Origin of the sequence: Erythrobacter tepidarius (assembly GCF_002155695.1) — a bacterium.
GTDB classification, from domain to species: Bacteria; Pseudomonadota; Alphaproteobacteria; order Sphingomonadales; family Sphingomonadaceae; genus Erythrobacter; species Erythrobacter tepidarius.
Window position 1 is genome coordinate 28,169 of sequence record NZ_MUYJ01000001.1, and the last position, 18,061, is coordinate 46,229.

The window sequence follows — 18,061 nt, forward strand, 5'->3', positions numbered from 1 at the left end:
ACTATCGGAGCGCGGTTTGGAGGGCGGCTCCCCCGCGGGAATCGCCCCTCTTTCATTGGAACTTGACCGCGCATCCCCGTGCTGATTCGCAAGCGGGGCTCTGCGCGTTTTGGACATGAGGTAGTCGTCGTTTATGCAAATCATCGTTCGCGATAACAATGTCGATCAGGCCCTGCGCGCGCTCAAGAAGAAGCTGCAGCGCGAAGGCGTTTATCGCGAGATGAAGCTGCGTCGCCACTACGAAAAGCCCTCGGAAAAGCGCGCCCGCGAAAAGGCCGCCGCCGTGCGCCGCGCCCGCAAGATGGAGCGCAAGCGGATGGAGCGCGACGGGAGCAAGTAATCCCCTCCCCAGGCGCGTTTCGGCTGCCGGAACCGCTTGAAACACCCTTTGTGATAGGCCATCAGGGCGCGGCTCATCCCCGCGCCCTTTTGCTGTCTTTGGCGGCATCGAGGCCGCGTCAGTCAGGACAATCACATGACCGAGATTACCCGCGTTCCGATCCAGCCTGTTGCCAAGGGTTCGCTGACGAAGCTGTGGATCGGCATTATTCTTGCCATCGCCGTGGGCGCCGGCCTTGCCTGGGCGGCCGTGCCGCGCGGGATCGATCTCGACGTGCTGGTCGAAGGCACAGGTCCGCGGCCCAAGGAAGGCGAGGTCGTGTGGCTGAATTACAAGGGCAAGCTTGCTGACGGCACGGTGTTCGATGAATCCCGCCCGATTCCCTTGCCGATCGAGGGCCTCTTCCCCAAGGGCACACCCTTCCCGATCGAGGAAGGCGCGGCGATCCCCGGCTTCTTCGAAGGCCTCAAGCAGATGCAGAAGGGCGGCAAGTACAATCTCTTCATCCCGGCCGACAAGGCCTATGGCGCCGAGCCGCCTCCGGGTGCGCCGATCCCGCCCAACGCCGATCTCGAGTTCGAGATCGAGGTGATCGATATCATGAGCAAGGCGACCTTTGACCGCAACCTCAAGATCCTCCAGCAGACCATGCAGAGCCAGATGGACAACGGCGGAGCAGGTGATCCGGGCCGCGCCCCGCAGGGTGCGCCGGCTCCCGCTCCGGTGCAGTAGGGAGTTTCGCCATGTCGGTTGACAAGGCCACGGTCGCCAAGATCGCCAGCCTCGCCCGCATCCGCATGGATGACGCAGCGCTCGAACGCATGGTGCCGGAACTGAACGGCATCCTGCGCTGGGTCGAGCAACTCGGCGAGGTCGACGTTGCCGGGATCGCCCCGATGGCGGCGGTGATTCCGGGCACCTTGCGCCTGCGCGAGGATGTGGTCGATGCCGATCCGCTCACCGGAGGCGGCAAGCAGGCCGATGTGCTCGCCAATGCGCCCGCCGCCGAGCACGGCTTCTTCGGCGTGCCCAAGGTGATCGAGTGAATGTGCCTTTGCCCGCCTGTCCCCCTCCCGCGCGCGAGGGGCTAAGGGTGGGCACGAACAGCAAGACCCCCGCGCGTGGACAGGCCTGCTCCGGCGCCTCACGCAGGCGGGAGGGGAGATGAAATGACTGATCTGACCGCAGACCTGACGTCTTTGGGCGTAAAGGAGATCCGCGACGGCGTGGCGAGGGGCGACTTCACCGCGCGCGAAGTGGCCGAGGCCTTCAACGCCGCCGTGGCCGAAGCCGCCGCATTGAACGCCTTCATCGTCACCACCCCCGATCACGCGCTCGCCGCGGCCGACAAGGTCGATGCCGATCGCGCGGCGGGCAAGGAACTGGGCAGCATGGCGGGTGTGCCGATCGGGATGAAAGATCTGTTCGCCACCTATGGCATCCAGACCACCGCCGCGAGCCACATCCTCGAAGGCTTCCTGCCGCGCTACGAAAGCACCGTCAGCAGCAAGCTGTGGGACGCGGGCGCGGGGATGCTGGGCAAGCTCAATCTCGATCAGTTCGCGATGGGATCGTCGAACGAGACATCCTATTTCGGCAATGTCACCTCGCCGTGGCGGAAGGCGGGCAGCAATGCCGCCATGTCGCCCGGCGGTTCTTCGGGCGGCTCGTCGGCCGCGGTCGCCGCGCGCATCGCTCCGGCCGCGACGGGCACCGACACCGGCGGCTCGATCCGCCAGCCTGCGGCCTTCACCGGCATCTGCGGGATCAAGCCGACCTATGGCCGCTGCTCCCGCTGGGGCATCGTCGCTTTTGCCTCGAGCCTCGACCAGGCCGGGCCGATGGCGCGCAGCGTGGAAGATTGCGCGATCATGCTCGGCGCGATGGCGGGGTTCGATCCCAAGGACGCGACCAGCCTCGACATGCCCGTGCCCGACTGGGAAGCCGCGCTGAACAGCGACCTGCGCGGCAAGAAGGTCGGCATCCCGCGCGAATACCGGATGGAGGGCACCGATCAGGCGATCCTCGATTCATGGGAGCAGGGCAAGGCGTGGCTCAAGGACGCGGGCGCCGAGATCGTCGACGTCTCGCTGCCGCACACCAAATATGCGCTGCCCGCCTATTACATCGTGGCGCCTGCCGAAGCCTCATCCAACCTCGCGCGCTATGACGGGGTGCGTTACGGGTTGCGTGAGCTGCCCGATGGCTCGGGCCTGCAGGACATGTATGCCGCCACCCGCGCCGCCGGCTTCGGGGACGAGGTCAAGCGCCGCATCCTGATCGGCACCTATGTGCTCTCGGCGGGCTTCTACGACGCCTATTACACCCAGGCGCAGAAGGTGCGCGCGCTGGTTGCCCGCGATTTCGAGCGCGCCTTCGCCGAGTGCGACGTGATCCTCGCGCCGACCACGCCGACCGCGAGCTTCCCCTTGGGCTCGATGACCGACGATCCGCTGACGATGTATCTCAACGATGTTTTTGCCGTGCCTGCCAGCCTCGCCGGCCTGCCTGCGATGAGCGTGCCCGCCACGCTCAACCCCGATGGCCTGCCGCTCGGCCTGCAAATCGTGGGCCGTCCCTTCGACGAGCAGGGCGTACTCAACGCAGGGCTGGCGATCGAGCAGCGCGCCGGCTTCACCGCCAGACCGGAGAAGTGGTGGTGACTGTCGACCTGCCGCTGACGATCGCCGGGATCGGCATCATGCTGGCGGTGCCGGTGACCTTCATGGTGGCGAATTGGGTTCGCAAGAACGTCGATCACGGCGAGCTGCGCTTCGGGCCGGATGGCAAGGTGATCGAGGACGAGGAAAGCAAATGAGCAACTACCGCATCCAGGGCGCAACCGGCGAATGGGAGGTCGTGATCGGCCTTGAGGTCCATGCGCAGGTGACCTCGAACTCCAAGCTGTTCTCGGGCGCGGCGACCGCGTTCGGCGCGGAGCCGAACAGCCAAGTCTCCCTGATCGATGCCGCGATGCCGGGGATGCTGCCCGTGCCGAACCGCGAGTGCATTCGTCAGGCGGTGCGCACCGGCATGGCGATCGCGGCGCAGATCAATACCTGGTCGCGTTTTGATCGCAAGAACTACTTCTACGCCGATTTGCCGCAGGGCTACCAGATCAGCCAGCTCTATCACCCGCTGGTGGGCGAAGGCAGCCTGCTGATCGAGGCGGACGAGAAGGCGGGGATTGCGGAAGACAAGATCATCGGCATCGAGCGCATTCACGTGGAACAGGACGCCGGCAAGCTGATGCACGATCAGCACCCGACCATGTCCTATGTCGATCTGAACCGCGCGGGCGTGGCGCTGATGGAGATCGTCTCCAAGCCCGACATGCGCTCGCCTGCCGAGGCCGGGGCCTATCTCAGGAAGCTCAGGGCGATCCTGCGCTACGTCGGCTCGTGCGATGGCAACATGGAAGAAGGCTCGATGCGCGCCGACGTGAATGTCAGCGTGCGCCGTCCGGATGAGCCTTTCGGCACCCGCACCGAAACCAAGAACGTCAATTCGGTGCGTTTCGTCATGCAGGCGATCGAGCACGAGGCGATGCGCCAGGTCGATGTGCTGGAAAGCGGCGGCACGGTGGAACAGGAGACGCGGTTGTTCGACCCGGGCACCGGCACCACGCGCACGATGCGTAGCAAGGAAGACGCGCATGATTATCGCTACTTCCCCGATCCCGATCTGCTGCCGCTGGTGCTGGACGAGGACTTCCTCGCCGAATGCCGTGCCTCGCTTCCCGAACTTCCGGACGCCAAGCGCAAGCGCTACATCGAGGTGCTGGGCCTTAGCCCCTACAACGCCCGCGAGCTGACCGCCGAGGTGGAGACCTTCGCCCGCTTCGAAACCCTACTGGCCGAAACCGCCAAGGCCATCGGCAAGGACGAACCCGCCGTCGCCACGCAGGTCGCCAACTGGTCGCTCTCGGTCGCGCCGGGGGTGATGAAGGCGCTGGGTGACGAAGGCGATCCGGCCAACGCCACCGCCGCCGCCCAGGCCGCGATCCTTGCCATGCAGGACAAGGGCGAGATCAGCGGCGGCCAGGCCAAGGAAATCTTCGAGATCGTGCTGAAGACTGGGCGTGATCCTGCGGAAATCGCCGAGACCGAGGGATTGAAGCAGGTCTCCGATACGGGCGCGATCGAAGCCGCGGTCGATTCGGTGATCGCCGCCAATGCCGACAAGGTCGAACAATACCGCGCCGGCAAGGAAGCGCTGTTCGGCTTCTTCGTTGGCCAGGTGATGAAGGCGATGCAGGGCAAGGCCAACCCGCAGCTGGTGAACCAGCTCCTGAAGGGCAAGCTGGGCTGACCGGCACGGCCTGATGGGCCTTGTCCGATGACCGCCCCCAACCTTGCCATCGTCCTCATCCAGCCCGAAATCCCCGGCAACACCGGGGCGGTGGGGCGCACCTGTGTGGCGCTCGACATGGAGCTGATCCTGATCCACCCGCTCGGCTTCGAGATCAGCGACAAGCGGGTGAAGCGCTCGGGCCTTGATTACTGGCCGCACGTGCGGCTCGCCGAATATGCGAGCTGGGACGCCTTTCTCGCGGCCCGCTCGCCCCGGCCCGAACAGCTGTTCCTGTTCGAGGAATTCGGCGCGAAGAGCTTTTACGAGCCGGACTATCCCGAGGACGCCTTCCTCGTCTTCGGGCAGGAGACGAAGGGCATCCCGCCTGCTATCATCGCGCGTCACGCTGACCGGCTGTTCAAGCTGCCGATGCGCTCGCAGGTGATCCGTTCGCTCAACCTTGCCAACACGGTGTCGGCGGCGGCCTATCAGGCGCTGCGCGGAAAAATCTGAGGCGCTGCACAATCCGGCTTGCGGGCGGCGAGGCCTTCTGCCACTCCCCAGGCTGGGAGAAAGGGGCGCATTCCATGAAATTGCTGCACACTGCCGCGCTCGCCATGCTGGCAAGCCTGCCTGCCGCCGTGCAGGCGCAGGCGATCAAGACCGAACCACCGATGAAAACCTTCACCGCCGCCGAGATAGAGGCGGTGGCCATGCCCGATCTCGCCTATACCCCCGATCCGGCGGTCGCGGCGGATTTCGACAAGTATTTCTTCTTCCACCGCCCCGAAACCGGCTTCGATCAGGCCTATGCCGACATCACCGAATGCGATTCGCTTGCGAGCGGGATCAATTTCTACATGGGCGCCGATGGCGGGGCGATGGCCGGGGCGATGGCCAATTACGGCGTGCTTGCCGGAGGGATCGGCGGCGCGCTCGGCGGGCTGATGGCCGATGCCATCTTCGGCAGCGCTGAACGCCGCCGGATCAAGCGCATCAACCTGCGCAACTGCATGTTCTACAAGGGCTATGATCGCTACGGGCTGGAAAAGGGCCTGTGGCAGGCGTTCCATTTCGAGGAAGGCCTGAGTCGCGAAAATGCCCGGGACCGCGAGGCCGCGCTGATGCAGCAGGCGCGCGTCGCCTCCGGCCCGAAACCGCAATACGAGGTGCTCGAACCATGAAGCCCATCCTGACCCTTGCCGCGCTCGTGCTTGCGTTGTTTGCCGCGCCGGCTGCGGCCGGGAAGATCAAGCCTGATACCGCCGAATATCGCGCGATCGAGCTCAAGAACCTCGTATCGGGCAAGGCCCGGATCGATCCGGCCAAGGCCTATATCTTCCTGCGCAGCCCGCAGAACCGCACCAACGGCGTGTTCCTCAAGACCCCGAGCGCAGAGGAAATCGCCAATTACGAGGCCGAGTGGCGCGAGGAATTCGCGGAAGAGGTCCGCAAATATCCCGGCCGTCTCAAGAACTGGGAAGTCGCCCGGCAGGCCGGGCGCGCGCGCGGCGAGAAGCCGGTCGAACCGACCGAGGCGACCTTCGCGATTGCGCCGATTGACCTGCGCATGATCGTTCCCTTCGGCCCGCAATTCGTGTTCGACAAGATCGAGGGGCCGGACAAGAGCTTCAGCTATCTGATCGAGGTGGAGCCGGGCGAATATACCTGGTTCGGCCCGATCCTCTATCTGCCCGGCACCCAGACCTTCGGGCAGTGCTATTGCATGGGCTCGGTGAGGTTCGAGGCCAAGGCGGGGCAGATCACCTCGCTCGGCGATTTCCTCAGCCTGGGCTGGGCCGACCGCGCGGCGCTGGAGCAATCGACCATCGAGCGCATGCTGCTGCCCGACCGTCCGGCCAAGCCGACCGACTGGAGCGTGCCGGAAAGCCTCGCGAACTATCCGCATGCTCAGGCCGAGCTGCGTGCGGCGGGCAAGCGCAACAATGTCCTCTCCGCGCTGGTCGGGCGGATGCCGCCGGTGCCGGGGGTGCTGGCCTATGACCGCGATGTGCCGATCGATCTGATCGGTCTGGCCGAGGCGAAAGCCAGGGCGCAAGCCGATGCGGCGGAACAGGCTGAGCCCGCGCCTATTCCAGCCCCAGCGCAGTAAGGTTCATTGTCGCCGCGTTGTAGCTTGCCTCGGCCAATCGCCCGTCGCGCTCGGCGCGGATCGCGCGGATGCGGGCGTTGGCGGCATCCTCCTCGCGCAGGTTGACGAGGAAGAAGTCGGCCGCGCCGAGACGGAAGCGGGTGCGCTCGGCCTCGACCATCCGGTTGGCCTGTTGCACCTCGGCGCGGGCGAGTTCGGTGAGCTTGCCCGCCGCGTCGAGCGTGACGAGGATATTGCCGACTTCGGTGGCGATCTGGTCGGCGATGCGGCGCTGGCGCAGCTCGGTCTCGCGCAGTTCGGCTTCGGCCCGCTGCAAGCGCCCGCGCGCCTCGCGCCGCTGAAGCGGGACAGTGAAGGTCAGTCCGACCACCGTGTCGGTGGAATCGAAACTGGCGTCCCCCGGCCCGATCGGGCCGAAATCGCGCGACACTTCGACGCTGGCGGTGAGCGAGGGGGCGAGATCGTTGCGGCGCAGCGCGATGCGGTTGTTGGCCCGCTCGATCGCGAGGCGGAAGGTCTGGAGTTCGGGCCGCTTCATGATCACCGCGCTGACGGGGGTCGCGGCGAGCTGTTCGGCCGGGGCGATGGCCTTCATCCGCGCCATATCGGGCAGCATTTCGCGGGTCGGGACGATCAGCCGCCCGTCGCTGCCGCGCAGATAGAAGGACAGGCTGTTCGCCGCGATGTCCAGATCGCGGCGCGCCTGTTCCAGCAGCGTGCGGCGGCTCAGCAGGTTGCGTTCGTTCTCGGTCAGCGCGATGGCCGGTCGCGCGCCTTCGCGCACCTCGCGCGCAAGCCCCACCTGCCGTGCCTCGGCGATTTCGAGCAATTCCTCATAGACGCGGACTTCCTCGCCCGCCGCAACCCAGCGCCAATAGGCACGCAGCGCCTCGAGCTGGACGTTGAGCTGCACCAGCATCACATCGAGCCGCGCCTGACTGGCGGCGAGGCGCGTATCTTCGATTGCGAAGCGCCGGCTGTCGATGTCGCGATTGCGCAGCAGCGAGAACAGCGCGCCGACCTTGATTTCGCCCAGGCCGTTGGTGTTGAATTCGTTCTCATAGGTCGGAAAGGTGCCGTCGGACAGCCTGTAGCTGGCGAACACCTCGGCCCCGTAGGGACGCAAGGGCTGGCGCGCCTCGATCTTGCCAAAGCCGCCCGAATAGAAGCCGGTCAGGCGATCGTAATATTCGCCCTTGAGCATGAGATCGAAGGCCCCGTCGGCCGAAAGCTGGTCCGAACGCGCGGCAGCCTCGCGCTCGAAGGCCTCGAGGATTGCGGGGAAGGTCAGCGCCGAGGAGCGCAGCACTTCCTCTGGCAGCAGCGGGCCAGTGGTCAGCGCCACCTCCAGCGGATCGCCGACCGGTGCGATGTCCTGCGCCAGCGCAGGCGCAGCCGGGATGGCGAGCGCCAACAGCACCGCACCGCACGCCAGCCCCGCACGAGAGGGAAGGGCAAGTCCGCGCGCCATCGTCACTTGGTCGCGGCAGGCGTGGTTTCGCCGGGCGGCAGCACCGGCGGGAAGCTGTTGAGCTGACGCCAGATCTCGTAGCCCACCGGCACGGTTTCCAGCAGCACCCAGGCTTGCGCCTTGGCCCCGAAGCGCACGAAGCGTTCTTCCGGCCATGGGTGCTTTTCGCGCTTGTCTTCGCGGATCAGCACGCGGAAGCGCCCGTCGGGTTGGGCCGACTGGTCGACCGCAATGACGATCCCGCCGAAGGTCCCGACCGCGACCGAAGGCCAGCCCGAGAACTGCACCGCCGGCCAGCCTTCGAACATCACCCGCGCCTTGTCGCCCGGCTTGACCAGCGCCACGTCGCGCCCGTCGATGAAGATTTCCACCACCCGTTCCGAGCTTACCGGCACGAAGGTCGCCAGCACGTCGCCGGCGCTGACCAGGGTCGAGGCATCGCCGGCGTTGAGGCTCTGGATGAAGCCGTCGCGCGGGGCGCGCAGGATCTGCGAGGACTGGCGCGCCAGGGCGACATCGGCGCGGTTGAGCGCGGCCTGCGCCGCGGCGACCTGCCCCTGCCGTTCGGCAACGCGGATCTGCGCCGCCTCGTAGTCGCGTCGGGCGGCAAGGCCGGCCTCATAGAGCTCGCGCATCCGCCGCTCGTCGAGCTGCGCGGTGGCGAGCGCGGCCTGAGCGGCTACAAGCTGGGCCTTGATCTGGCCGCGTTCGGCCTGCAGGCGTTCAACCAGCTGCGGATCGAGATCGGCAATCCGCACGATCGGATCGCCCTTCTTCACCCGGCTCCCGTCGCGCACATACCATTCTTCGATCCGGCCGGGCACCAGCGCGGTAATGCCCTGATTGCGCTCGCCGGGGTTGAGCGTGGTCACCGCGCCGCGCCCGGTCGCGGTCTGCACCCAAGGGGCGTAGATCAGGAATGCGAGAATCGAAAGGAAGGCGATCAGCAGCATGTAGAACACCGTGCGCATCACCCGCGGGATCGTGATCGATTCCAGCGCCGTGAAGCGGTGGGCCTGCCGTTGTTGCGGCGCGCTCATGCCTGGTCTCCGTTCTCGCCCAGGTCGGCCGCGATGTTGCGCCGCTGCCGCCGCGCCTCGGAGAAGGCGGCAAAGCTGTCGAACCAGCGCTGCTGGTGGGCTTCGATGTGCAGGAAGCGGTCGCAGCCGAGCGCGGCATCGCGGTTGGAGAAATAGATCACCGTGGTATAGGCCGGTGCGCGCAGCGCGGCGAGCGCGCGGGCGAGATCCTCGGCCTCGATCAGATCAAACAGCCGCGTCAGCACCAGCACCCGCGGGCGGGCGAGGATCGCGCTGGCCAGCTTGAGCTTGAGCAGCTCGATCGTCGAAAGCGGATAGCCAGTCGCCGCGATCCGGGTGTCGAGCCCCTGTTCCAGCCCCGGTAGCACGGCGTCAAGGCCCACCGCCTTGAGCGCATCGAGCATCCGCCAGCTTTCACCCGTCGGGCAGGACAGGCTGAGATATTGGCGGATGGTCATCGGCACGAAGCTTGGCCGGTCGAGCACATAGATCGCCATGCGCAGATGGTGGGCCTCGATGTCCTTGATGTCCGTGCCGCCCATCGTGACATAGCCGGTGGCGGGCAGCTCGTAGAGCTTGAGCACATTGGTGAACAGGCGCTGGAGCCCGTGCTGGCTGGTCGAGGCCATCACCACCGCCCCGCTGGGGATGGTGAAGTCAAGCTCGGCGGTCTCGTAGCGGGCCCGTCCGCGCACCTGCCGGAACACGAGCGCGTGATCCTTGCCGGAGAGCGGATCGGCACCGCGCGGCTTTTCCTGCTCGATGTCGAAGAACAGCGACACTTCCTCGCCCGCGGCGCACATCTCGTAGAAATACTGGAGATAGGTGCCCAGCTGCGCCACCCCGAAGAAGGCCGCCGACAGCACCAGCTCGGCCGCGACCAGCTGGCCGAGCGTCAGTTCGAACTGGATCACCAGCCAGCCGCCGAGGCCCAGCAGCACGGCGCTGGCGGTGACATACATCAGCAGGAACGACAGCGTCTGCGAGAAATGCTGGCGGAAATAGCGCCGCCGCGCATTGAGATAGGCGTGGGTCGCCTTGTCGGTCTGCTCGATGGCGTAATCGACCCGCTGCTGCGACTTGAAGAAGCCGTTGGACTCGCCGATCTGCTCGAGCCAGACGGCGGTGCCGTGCTTGGCATGGCTGACGTCGATCGCGGCGCGGATCGCGCGGCTGCCCCACATCAGCCACACCACCCAGATCAGCGCGATAATCACCAGCGTGAAGATCAGGAAAAGCGGGTGATAAAGTGACACCAGCACGAAACCGACGGCGATGCTGAGCAGGATCGAGAAGCCATCGATGAACAGGATCGGCATCCGCGACATGATCACCATCACGTCGAAATAGCGATTGAACAGCGCGCCGCGGGTGGTGTCGGTGAAGAACGGGTTCTGGGCGTAGATCGCAATCAGCGAGATCTCGCTCACCATGCGCGCGTAAAAGCGCCGCGCGAACAGCTCCATCAGGTGGATGCGCAGCGCATAGAGCAGCGAGGAAAACGCCAGCAGCACGAACAGCGTCACCGACAGCATCGCCAGCGGCGCGGGCATGGCCGTGTTGGCGACGGTGTTGATCAGCATCTGCACCGAAATCGGCGTGGCCAGCGTCAGCAGGCTGATCCCCAGGCCATAGACCACGGCGAGCCAGTAGAAGCTGGTTTCGGGCCGGAGGATTTCGGCAAAGATGCGGAAGAACCGCGTTAGCGATATCTGCGAGCCGTAAGAGGGGCTTTCAACCGCCATGGCAGCCTTTCCGTCCTGAATCCGTGGTCTTGCGCCAGATCATGCCTGCCCATGCGCCAGCGTGCGGCCCGGCAAGGCCCGGCCCGTGATGATCAGGTGCATGGCGCGCAACAGCGATTGCTGCAATGGAGAAATGGCCCAGCAGGCCGACGGTTCCGGCTTGGACGAGATGTGCAAATTCATGAAGATATGAACCTATGATATAGTATTGCGTATCATTCGCGTCTGGGCGAGCCCCTAGCGGACCAACCTTGCCTGTAGCTGAACCGCGAGGCTTGGGGCATGATGCTGCGATGATTTCGGCCCGCCCAGACCCGCCTTGGCGCACGCTGTTGCTGGTTGGCGGCGGCCATGCCCATGTCGCGGTGCTGGCCGACTGGATCAGGCGCGGGGCGCCGCCGCGGGCACGCACCGTGCTGCTCACTCCCGAACCTTGCCTGCGCTATTCGGGCATGGTGCCGGGCTGGCTCGCCGGGCAGCACGCGCAGGGCGAAGGGCTGGTCGATCTGGCGGCGCTGGCGCAGCGGGCCGGGGTGGAGTGGGTTCCGGGGCGCTGCGTCGCGCTCGATCCTGTGGCGCGAAATGTCACGACCGACAGCGGCAGGATCATCCGCTTCGACTTCGCCTCGCTCGACACCGGCGGGCAGGGGCGGGGCAGGGCGCTGCTGGGAGAAGACCCGCGGCTCATCGAAGTGCGGCCGATCGCGGCCTTTGTCGAACGGATCGCCGCGCTGCCTGCGCCGGCGCGGGTGGTGGTCGTGGGCGGCGGGGCGGGGGGTGTGGAGCTGGCCTTCGGGCTGCGCAACCTTGCCGGTACCGGGCAGCGCCCCGCGGTGAGGCTGGTGACGGGCGCAGCAGGCCTGCTACCCGGCTTTGCCGCCTGCGCGCGCGCCCGCGCGCTACGGGCGCTTGCGCGGCAGGGGATTGCGGTGGTCGCGGCAAATGCCCGCTTCGAGCGCGGGGCGCTGATGGCGGGGCAGGCATCGCTCGAACCAGCCGATCTGGTGATCGCCGCGACCGGCAGCGCCGCGCCCGCCTGGGTGCGCGCCTCGGGCGTCGCCACCGATGCGGACGGTTTCCTGAGTATCGACGCCCGTCATTCTTCGCTCTCGCACCCGCACATCCTGGCCGCAGGCGACATCGCCGCGCGCGCCGATCGGACGCTGGCCCATGCGGGGGTTCATGCCGTGAGGGCCGGGCCGGTGCTCGCGGCGAACCTGCGCGCGCTGCTTGGCGGCAAGGCTCCGCAGGCCACCTACCGCCCGCGCCGGCAGAGCCTATGCCTGATCAACGCGGGCGACGGTTCGGCGATCCTCAGCTACGGGCCGCTGTGCGCCGAAGGCCGCTGGGTGCTTGCGTTGAAACATGCAATCGACAAAGCATGGGTGGCGCAATACGCGAGGCTGGCGGTAACGGCGTGACCGCCGGTGCGCCTTGGCCGAAAACAGGTCAGGCAAGCCGCTCCGGGAGGCCCCTTGAAAAAACTCGTCATCCTCGCTGCACTGGCCGCCGTTGTGGCCGCCTATTTCGCCTTCGATCTCGGCGACTACCTGACGCTGGCGGGCATCAAGGCCGGGGTGGCGCAGTGGGAGGCGTTCTATGCCGAAAACCCGCTGCTGGTGCTGGCGATATTCTTCCTTGCCTATGTCGCTGTGACGGCGGCCTCGCTGCCCGGTGCGGCGCTCATGACGCTGGCCGCGGGCGCGCTGTTCGGGGTGGTGACGGGGACGGTGCTGGTCTCCTTCGCCTCGACGCTCGGCGCGACGCTCGCCTTCCTCTCGGCGCGCTATGTCTTGCGCGACAGCATCGAGGCGCGTTTCGGCGAGCGGCTCAAGGCGATCAATACCGGGCTGGAGCGCGACGGGGCATTCTATTTGTTCAGCTTGCGGATGATCCCCGCGTTCCCCTTCTTCATGGTCAATCTGGCGATGGGCCTCACCCGCATGCGCACCTGGACCTATGTCTGGGTGAGCCAGCTGGGGATGCTGCTTGGCACCATCGCCTATGTGAATGCCGGCACCCAGCTGGCGCGGATCGATACGACCAGCGGCCTGCTCTCGCCGGTGCTGATCGGCAGTTTCGTGTTGCTGGCGTTGGTGCCCTGGATCGCCAAGGGGATCATCGCCCTGGTGCGGCGGCGCAAGGCCTATGCCGGGTTCACGCGGCCCATGAAGTTCGATCGCAATCTGGTGGTGATCGGCGCGGGCGCGGCGGGCCTAGTGTCGGCCTATATCGCCGCGACGGTCAAGGCGAAGGTGACGCTGGTCGAGGCCAAGGACATGGGTGGCGACTGCCTCAACACCGGCTGCGTGCCGTCCAAGGCGCTGATCAAGAGCGCCAAGGTCGCGCATCAGATGCGCCACGCTGACAAGTATGGCCTTGTTCCCAGCGAACCGCAGGTGCCCTTCAAGGCGGTGATCGCGCGGGTGCAGGAGGCGATCAAGGCCATCGCGCCGCACGATTCTATCGAGCGTTTCACCGGCCTCGGGGTCGATGTGGTCAAGGGCCATGCGCGGATCGTCGATCCTTGGACGGTGGAGATTGCGCGCGAAGATGGCACCACCCAGCGGCTCACCACCCGCTCGATCATCATCGCCAGCGGTGCCGAGCCGGTGGTGCCGCCGATCCCCGGGATCGAGAGATCGGGCTATCTCACCAGCGAAACGATGTGGGAGGCCTTCGCCGCAATGGACAGCGCGCCGGCGCAGGTGGTGGTGCTGGGCGGCGGGCCGATCGGATGCGAGCTTTCTCAGGCGCTTGCGCGGCTCGGCGCGAAAGTCTCTCAGGTGGAAATGGAAGACCGCCTGCTCGGACGCGAGGACGCGGATGTCGCGGCGCTGGCGCAAGCCGTGCTCGAGGCTGACGGTGTGAGCGTTCATACGGGCCACCGGGCGGTGCGGATCGAGGGCAAGGTGCTGGTCGCCGAACATGGCGGGGCTGAGGTGCGGCTGCCCTTCGACACGTTGATTGTCGCGGTCGGGCGCAAGGCGCGGCTTACCGGCTTCGGGCTGGAGGAGCTTGGTGTGGGCACGTCCAGAACTGCCCTCACCGACGAATTCCTTGCGACGCAGTTCCCCAACATCTTCGCCGCGGGCGATGTCGCCGGCCCTTACCAGTTTACCCACACCGCCAGCCACCAGGCTTGGTATGCCAGCGTCAACGCGCTGTTCGGCAGCTTCAAGAAGTTCAAGGCCGATTACCGCGTGATCCCCGCTGTCACCTTCCTCGATCCCGAAGTCGCGCGCGTCGGCCTCAACGAGCGCGCGGCCGCCGAACAGGGGATCGCAGTGGAAGTCACCCGCTACGAGATCGGCGAGCTCGATCGCGCGATTGCCGAAAGCGAGCCGCGGGGCTTCGTCAAGGTGCTCACCCCGGCGGGCGGCAAGGACAAGGTGCTGGGCGTCACCATCGTCGGCGCCCAGGCGGGCGAGCTCATCGCCGAATATGTGCTGGCGATGAAGCACGGCATCGGGCTCAACAAGATCTTGGGCACGATCCACGCCTATCCGACCATGGCCGAGGCCAATAAATATGCCGCGGGCAACTGGAAGAAGGCGCACAAGCCCGAAGGTCTGCTGAAGTGGGTCGCGCGCTATCACGACTGGATGCGGGGCTAGACGCTTATTGAAGTTCACAACCCCCTCGCTTTCGATGATGGTTTCGGCGAATACTGACGATCGGGCGTTTGGTATCTTGGGAGAAGCGTGTGAGAGAGTTGATGATCTCAAGGGCGGGGCCCGGCATCGTCGCCCTCATCGTGCTTGGAATACTATTGGTTCTATCGCCCTCAGACGCCGCAGTCTTAATCGGTGGCGGAGCAGCTCGACTGATAGATCCACCTATGCTGTTGCCCGTCATTGCTGGAATGTACCCTAGCAATCTGCGGTGGTGGGGTGCGCTAGGCCTACTCTTGGTTGGTTCAACATTAGGTCATCTCACCTTGTCACCACTCTCGGACAGTGCAACGAGCGAAGTTTTGCGAGTGACGGCCACGATTGGTGGAATTCTAGTTGGCGCAATATTCATCTCAATTTCGCATTTTGTCGCCCTAGCGTTTCAGCGAACGCAAAAGCCGACATAATGCGTAGAGATCCGACCAATGCTCCGAGTTGCTTTTTCGAGCAGAAGGACGCGTAGAATTTGGAGCTGTTCGATCAATTCCGCGGCATGATCGGCATCGCGGTGCTGCTGGGCATCGCCTGGGCGCTGAGCGAGAACCGCCGCGGCCACCCCGGCTGGCGCTGGATGGCGGGCGCGCTCGCCTTGCAGGGGCTGCTCGCGGTGCTGATCGTGCGGGTGCCGCCGGTGTGGGCGGCGGTCGGCCTCCTCAATAATGCGGTGCGTGCGGTTGAGGCGGCGACGCTCAAAGGCTCGGCCTATATGTTCGGCTATCTCGGCGGGGCGGAGCTGCCCTTCGTGCTCAAAGAGGGCGCGCAGCCGCCGCTCGTGATCGCCTTCCAGATTCTGCCGCTGGTGATCGTCTTTTCCGCGCTCGCCGCGCTGTTGTGGCACTGGGGAGTGCTACGTGCAGCTGTAAACGGTCTCTCCTTTCTGCTGCGTCGCAGCCTTGGCGTGTCGGGCGTGGTCGGGCTGTCGGGCGGGGCGAGCCTGTTTCTTGGCGTGGTTGAGGCCCCGCTGGTTACGCGCGCCTATTTCGCCCGCGTCTCGCGCTCCGAGCTGTTCCAGATCATGACCCTGACGATGGCGACCATCTCGGGCGCGATCCTGATTCTCTATGCCACGACCCTGCGTGACAGGGTGCCCGACGCGGTGGGCCACATGATCTCGGCCTCGCTTATCTCGCTTCCGGCCGCCTTGCTGATCGCGCGGCTGATGGTGCCGGGCAGCGCCGAAGACATGGCGACCGAACTGGAGAAGGAAGATCCAAGCCTAACGTTCGAATCCAGCATCGATGCGATCGTCAAGGGCACGATGGACGGGATGCAGCTGTTCCTCAGCGTGATCGCAGTGATCATCGTGGTCTTTGCACTGGTGGCGCTGGTGGACGCGATGCTGGCGGCGCTGCCCTTGATCGAGGGCGAGCCGCTGACCTTGAAGCGCCTGATGGGCTGGGCGCTGGCCCCGTTCATGTGGCTGCTCGGCGTGCCGTGGAGCGAGGCGCAGGCCGCCGGCGGGTTGATGGGCACCAAGGCGGTGCTCAACGAATATGTCGCCTATCTCGAACTCGCCGCCTTGCCGGCCGGCACGCTCGGGCCGCGAGCGACGCTGATCGTCACCTACGCGCTGTGCGGGGTGGCGAACCTCGCCAGCGTCGGCCTGCTGGTTTCCACCATCGGCACGCTCTGCCCCGAACGCCGCGCCGAGGCGGCGGGGCTGGGGATGAAGAGCTGGCTTTCGGGCAATCTGGCAAGCGCCATGACGGGCGCATGGATCGGGCTGGTCAGCTATGCTTGATGCGCGCCTGCGCCCGCTGATCGACCCGCCGCTGAGCCGTGCCGGTGCATTCCTCGCGGGGCTGGGCGTCACCGCCAACGCCCTGACCTTTGCCGGCCTCGCGCTGGGGCTGGCGGGCGCGGCGGCGATCGCGTTTGGCCAGATCGGCTGGGGGCTGGCGCTGATTATCGCCAACCGGTTGATCGATGGGCTCGACGGCGCGGTGGCGCGGGCGCGCGGGCCGACCGATCTCGGTGGCTATTTCGATATCCTTGCCGATTTCGCTTTTTACGTCAGCGTGCCGCTGGGCTTCGGTGTGCGCGATCCCGCCAACCAGCTGCCCGCGCTGGTGCTGGTGGCGAGCTTCATTCTGACCGCCGTGAGCTTCCTTGCCTTCGCGGTGATCGCCGCCAAGCGCGGGGTCACCACCGAAGCGCACGGGAAGAAGAGCTTCTTCTATTCGACCGGCCTTGCCGAGGGCACCGAGACCATCGCCGTGTTCATCGCCATGTGCCTGTGGCCGGCGTGGTTCGCAGCGCTCGCCTATGGCTATGCGGCGCTCTGCGGGCTGACAGTATTCCAGCGCAGCGCGCTGGCGGTGAGCGTCTTCAGCGACTAGCGGCTGGCCGAACCGAGCAGCGTCTCGGTGCGCTTGCGCAGTTCGACGATGCGCGCGGTGTTGGCGCCGAGATCGCTTTGCCCGACCCGGCTGACCGAGCGGAAATCGATCTGCTGCTCGCCCACGCGGGCGACGACATCGTCCTTGAAGCCGAACCAGAAAGTCTCGGCCACGCCTTCGACCGTGCCGGCGGCCTCGTCCTTGCGGATATTCTTGAAGCCCATCTGCGCCATCGCCGCTGCCACCGCGGCCACACCCTCTGCCTTGCTCGCGCCGCCGAGCGGCAGCGGGGCGGGGCGATCCTTGCGATCGGTGATGATCTGCGCGTGGCTCTTGATCGCCAGTTCGGGCGGGACGCTGTCCTTGAACAGCGCGATCTTGCCGAGCGGGGTCTGGTAATCGGCGAGCGGATTGGCCCCGGCGGCCTCGCGCATGGCGAGCGTTTCGGCGGAGAAGGCCGGGGGATTGGCAGTGTCGGTCGAGATGTCGTGGATCGGGTTGACCGCCGCCTTGCCGCTCGCCGCCAGGAACAGCACGAAGCCCGCGCCGGGCACGAGCAGGCCGAGGATCGCGATCGCCAGCGGGCCGTTGCGGCGGGGGTTGGCCCGTGCGGCGATGATCAGCGAAACCAGCGCAGCCAGCGCCGCGATGCCCAGCAGGATCGCCCCGCCGCCCAAGGTCAGCGCGAGCAGGCCCGTCTTCCAGCCCCAGATCCCGATCTTGGTGCCGAACGCGGCGACCGCGAAGTAGAGCGGCAGGAATGCCAGCAGGGCGAGCACGATCCTGGTGTGCCAGGGCAGGTTCTTGAGCATCATGGCCTGCCTGTTTAGCGTGAAGGTTCGACTGCGCAACAAGGATGCGATGAAGGCAGCATCTTGGCGGATCGTGCCAGCGGCGGGAAACCCTTTGGCGCTTGTGCGTTTCAAGCCCGCGGCAATGGGAGGGGTCAGGCGCGGGAAGCCCGCCGAAGTCCTGCTTTTCTTGGCCGACAAACTGGGTTAAGGCCGCCCGGGATGCGGGAGGACTTAGTTGTTCAGAGGACAAAC

At 66.1% G+C, this 18,061-nt stretch carries 18 protein-coding genes; 13 read left to right on the forward strand and 5 right to left on the reverse strand.

The features are described from left to right. Nucleotides 1–133 precede the first annotated feature (133 nt). The 9 genes from rpsU (at nt 134) to BZF61_RS00190 (ending at nt 6,746) form a co-directional block, all read left to right on the forward strand. Nucleotides 134–340, forward strand: coding sequence for a 30S ribosomal protein S21 (gene rpsU, locus BZF61_RS00150; RefSeq protein ID WP_086616617.1), 207 nt, complete (start codon nt 134–136; stop codon nt 338–340). Between the two features lie 135 nt (nt 341–475). Continuing rightward, nucleotides 476–1,072 (forward strand): FKBP-type peptidyl-prolyl cis-trans isomerase, encoded by a 597-nt coding sequence (locus BZF61_RS00155; protein WP_086616618.1) that lies wholly within the window; start codon nt 476–478, stop codon nt 1,070–1,072. Between the two features lie 11 nt (nt 1,073–1,083). Further along, a complete protein-coding gene (gatC, locus tag BZF61_RS00160; protein ID WP_086616619.1) occupies nt 1,084–1,386 on the forward strand; it encodes an Asp-tRNA(Asn)/Glu-tRNA(Gln) amidotransferase subunit GatC in 303 nt (100 codons plus the stop codon). Nucleotides 1,387–1,509: 123 nt separating this feature from the next. Further along, a complete protein-coding gene (gatA, locus tag BZF61_RS00165; protein ID WP_086616620.1) occupies nt 1,510–3,003 on the forward strand; it encodes an Asp-tRNA(Asn)/Glu-tRNA(Gln) amidotransferase subunit GatA in 1,494 nt (497 codons plus the stop codon). After that, the gene (locus BZF61_RS00170) at nt 3,000–3,158 is read left to right on the forward strand and encodes a glutamyl-tRNA amidotransferase (RefSeq protein WP_245804431.1); all 159 of its coding nucleotides are present in this window, start codon (nt 3,000–3,002) and stop codon (nt 3,156–3,158) included. Before gatA ends, BZF61_RS00170 begins: the two co-directional genes overlap by 4 nt. After that, the gene (gene gatB, locus BZF61_RS00175; protein ID WP_086616622.1) at nt 3,155–4,651 is read left to right on the forward strand and encodes an Asp-tRNA(Asn)/Glu-tRNA(Gln) amidotransferase subunit GatB; all 1,497 of its coding nucleotides are present in this window, start codon (nt 3,155–3,157) and stop codon (nt 4,649–4,651) included. The genes BZF61_RS00170 and gatB overlap by 4 nt, the downstream gene beginning before the upstream one ends. A 27-nt stretch (nt 4,652–4,678) precedes the next feature. Further along, nucleotides 4,679–5,146, forward strand: a complete 468-nt coding sequence (locus tag BZF61_RS00180; RefSeq protein ID WP_086616623.1) for a tRNA (cytidine(34)-2'-O)-methyltransferase — start codon at nt 4,679–4,681, stop codon at nt 5,144–5,146. 74 nt (nt 5,147–5,220) lie between these two features. Continuing rightward, complete coding sequence (locus tag BZF61_RS00185) at nt 5,221–5,817, forward strand: hypothetical protein (protein WP_086616624.1); 597 nt, start codon at nt 5,221–5,223, stop codon at nt 5,815–5,817. After that, entirely contained in the window at nt 5,814–6,746 is a 933-nt protein-coding gene (locus tag BZF61_RS00190; RefSeq protein ID WP_086616625.1) for a hypothetical protein, read from the forward strand. The genes BZF61_RS00185 and BZF61_RS00190 overlap by 4 nt, the downstream gene beginning before the upstream one ends. Here BZF61_RS00190 and BZF61_RS00195 read toward each other — a convergent pair. Genes BZF61_RS00195 through BZF61_RS15710 form a run of 4 tightly spaced genes read right to left on the reverse strand, consistent with a single transcriptional unit; the run spans nt 6,724 to nt 11,185 of the window. Continuing rightward, nucleotides 6,724–8,166, reverse strand: coding sequence for a TolC family protein (locus BZF61_RS00195; protein WP_245804432.1), 1,443 nt, complete (start codon nt 8,164–8,166; stop codon nt 6,724–6,726). The two genes, BZF61_RS00190 and BZF61_RS00195, sit on opposite strands and share 23 nt — an antisense overlap. A 53-nt stretch (nt 8,167–8,219) precedes the next feature. Continuing rightward, nucleotides 8,220–9,257: an HlyD family secretion protein gene (locus tag BZF61_RS00200; RefSeq protein ID WP_211276682.1), complete on the reverse strand. Its 1,038-nt coding sequence runs from the start codon at nt 9,255–9,257 to the stop codon at nt 8,220–8,222. Beyond that, entirely contained in the window at nt 9,254–11,002 is a 1,749-nt protein-coding gene (locus tag BZF61_RS00205) for an ABC transporter transmembrane domain-containing protein (RefSeq protein ID WP_086616627.1), read from the reverse strand. The genes BZF61_RS00200 and BZF61_RS00205 overlap by 4 nt, the downstream gene beginning before the upstream one ends. Nucleotides 11,003–11,041: 39 nt before the next feature. Continuing rightward, nucleotides 11,042–11,185: a hypothetical protein gene (locus tag BZF61_RS15710; RefSeq protein WP_158094036.1), complete on the reverse strand. Its 144-nt coding sequence runs from the start codon at nt 11,183–11,185 to the stop codon at nt 11,042–11,044. 110 nt (nt 11,186–11,295) lie between these two features. Between BZF61_RS15710 and BZF61_RS00210 the strand changes: the two genes are divergently transcribed. The 4 genes from BZF61_RS00210 (at nt 11,296) to BZF61_RS00225 (ending at nt 17,015) form a co-directional block, all read left to right on the forward strand. Next, nucleotides 11,296–12,423, forward strand: a complete 1,128-nt coding sequence (locus BZF61_RS00210) for an FAD-dependent oxidoreductase (protein ID WP_086616895.1) — start codon at nt 11,296–11,298, stop codon at nt 12,421–12,423. Nucleotides 12,424–12,477: 54 nt separating this feature from the next. Then, nucleotides 12,478–14,619, forward strand: coding sequence for an FAD-dependent oxidoreductase (locus BZF61_RS00215; protein ID WP_086616628.1), 2,142 nt, complete (start codon nt 12,478–12,480; stop codon nt 14,617–14,619). A gap of 523 nt (nt 14,620–15,142) precedes the next feature. Then, a complete protein-coding gene (locus tag BZF61_RS00220; protein WP_086616629.1) occupies nt 15,143–16,417 on the forward strand; it encodes a NupC/NupG family nucleoside CNT transporter in 1,275 nt (424 codons plus the stop codon). Continuing rightward, nucleotides 16,410–17,015 carry a CDP-alcohol phosphatidyltransferase family protein gene (locus BZF61_RS00225; RefSeq protein ID WP_086616630.1) on the forward strand — a complete coding sequence of 202 codons (606 nt, stop codon included), beginning with the start codon at nt 16,410–16,412 and terminating at the stop codon, nt 17,013–17,015. Before BZF61_RS00220 ends, BZF61_RS00225 begins: the two co-directional genes overlap by 8 nt. On the opposite strand, the gene BZF61_RS00230 is transcribed toward BZF61_RS00225, so the two are convergent. Continuing rightward, nucleotides 17,012–17,830, reverse strand: coding sequence for a DUF1499 domain-containing protein (locus tag BZF61_RS00230; protein ID WP_245804433.1), 819 nt, complete (start codon nt 17,828–17,830; stop codon nt 17,012–17,014). The genes BZF61_RS00225 and BZF61_RS00230 overlap by 4 nt on opposite strands. Nucleotides 17,831–18,061: the final 231 nt, after the last annotated feature.

Coding starts and splice junctions, on each gene's coding strand:
- BZF61_RS00200 (WP_211276682.1), bottom strand. CDS start 9,257: ATGAGCGCGCCGCAACAACGGCAGGCCCACCGCTTCACGGCGCTGGAA.
- gatB (WP_086616622.1), top strand. CDS start 3,155: ATGAGCAACTACCGCATCCAGGGCGCAACCGGCGAATGGGAGGTCGTG.
- BZF61_RS00230 (WP_245804433.1), bottom strand. CDS start 17,830: ATGATGCTCAAGAACCTGCCCTGGCACACCAGGATCGTGCTCGCCCTG.
- BZF61_RS00225 (WP_086616630.1), top strand. CDS start 16,410: ATGCTTGATGCGCGCCTGCGCCCGCTGATCGACCCGCCGCTGAGCCGT.
- gatA (WP_086616620.1), top strand. CDS start 1,510: ATGACTGATCTGACCGCAGACCTGACGTCTTTGGGCGTAAAGGAGATC.
- BZF61_RS00205 (WP_086616627.1), bottom strand. CDS start 11,002: ATGGCGGTTGAAAGCCCCTCTTACGGCTCGCAGATATCGCTAACGCGG.
- BZF61_RS00210 (WP_086616895.1), top strand. CDS start 11,296: ATGATTTCGGCCCGCCCAGACCCGCCTTGGCGCACGCTGTTGCTGGTT.
- rpsU (WP_086616617.1), top strand. CDS start 134: ATGCAAATCATCGTTCGCGATAACAATGTCGATCAGGCCCTGCGCGCG.
- BZF61_RS00180 (WP_086616623.1), top strand. CDS start 4,679: ATGACCGCCCCCAACCTTGCCATCGTCCTCATCCAGCCCGAAATCCCC.
- BZF61_RS00190 (WP_086616625.1), top strand. CDS start 5,814: ATGAAGCCCATCCTGACCCTTGCCGCGCTCGTGCTTGCGTTGTTTGCC.
- BZF61_RS00155 (WP_086616618.1), top strand. CDS start 476: ATGACCGAGATTACCCGCGTTCCGATCCAGCCTGTTGCCAAGGGTTCG.
- BZF61_RS00185 (WP_086616624.1), top strand. CDS start 5,221: ATGAAATTGCTGCACACTGCCGCGCTCGCCATGCTGGCAAGCCTGCCT.
- BZF61_RS15710 (WP_158094036.1), bottom strand. CDS start 11,185: ATGAATTTGCACATCTCGTCCAAGCCGGAACCGTCGGCCTGCTGGGCC.
- gatC (WP_086616619.1), top strand. CDS start 1,084: ATGTCGGTTGACAAGGCCACGGTCGCCAAGATCGCCAGCCTCGCCCGC.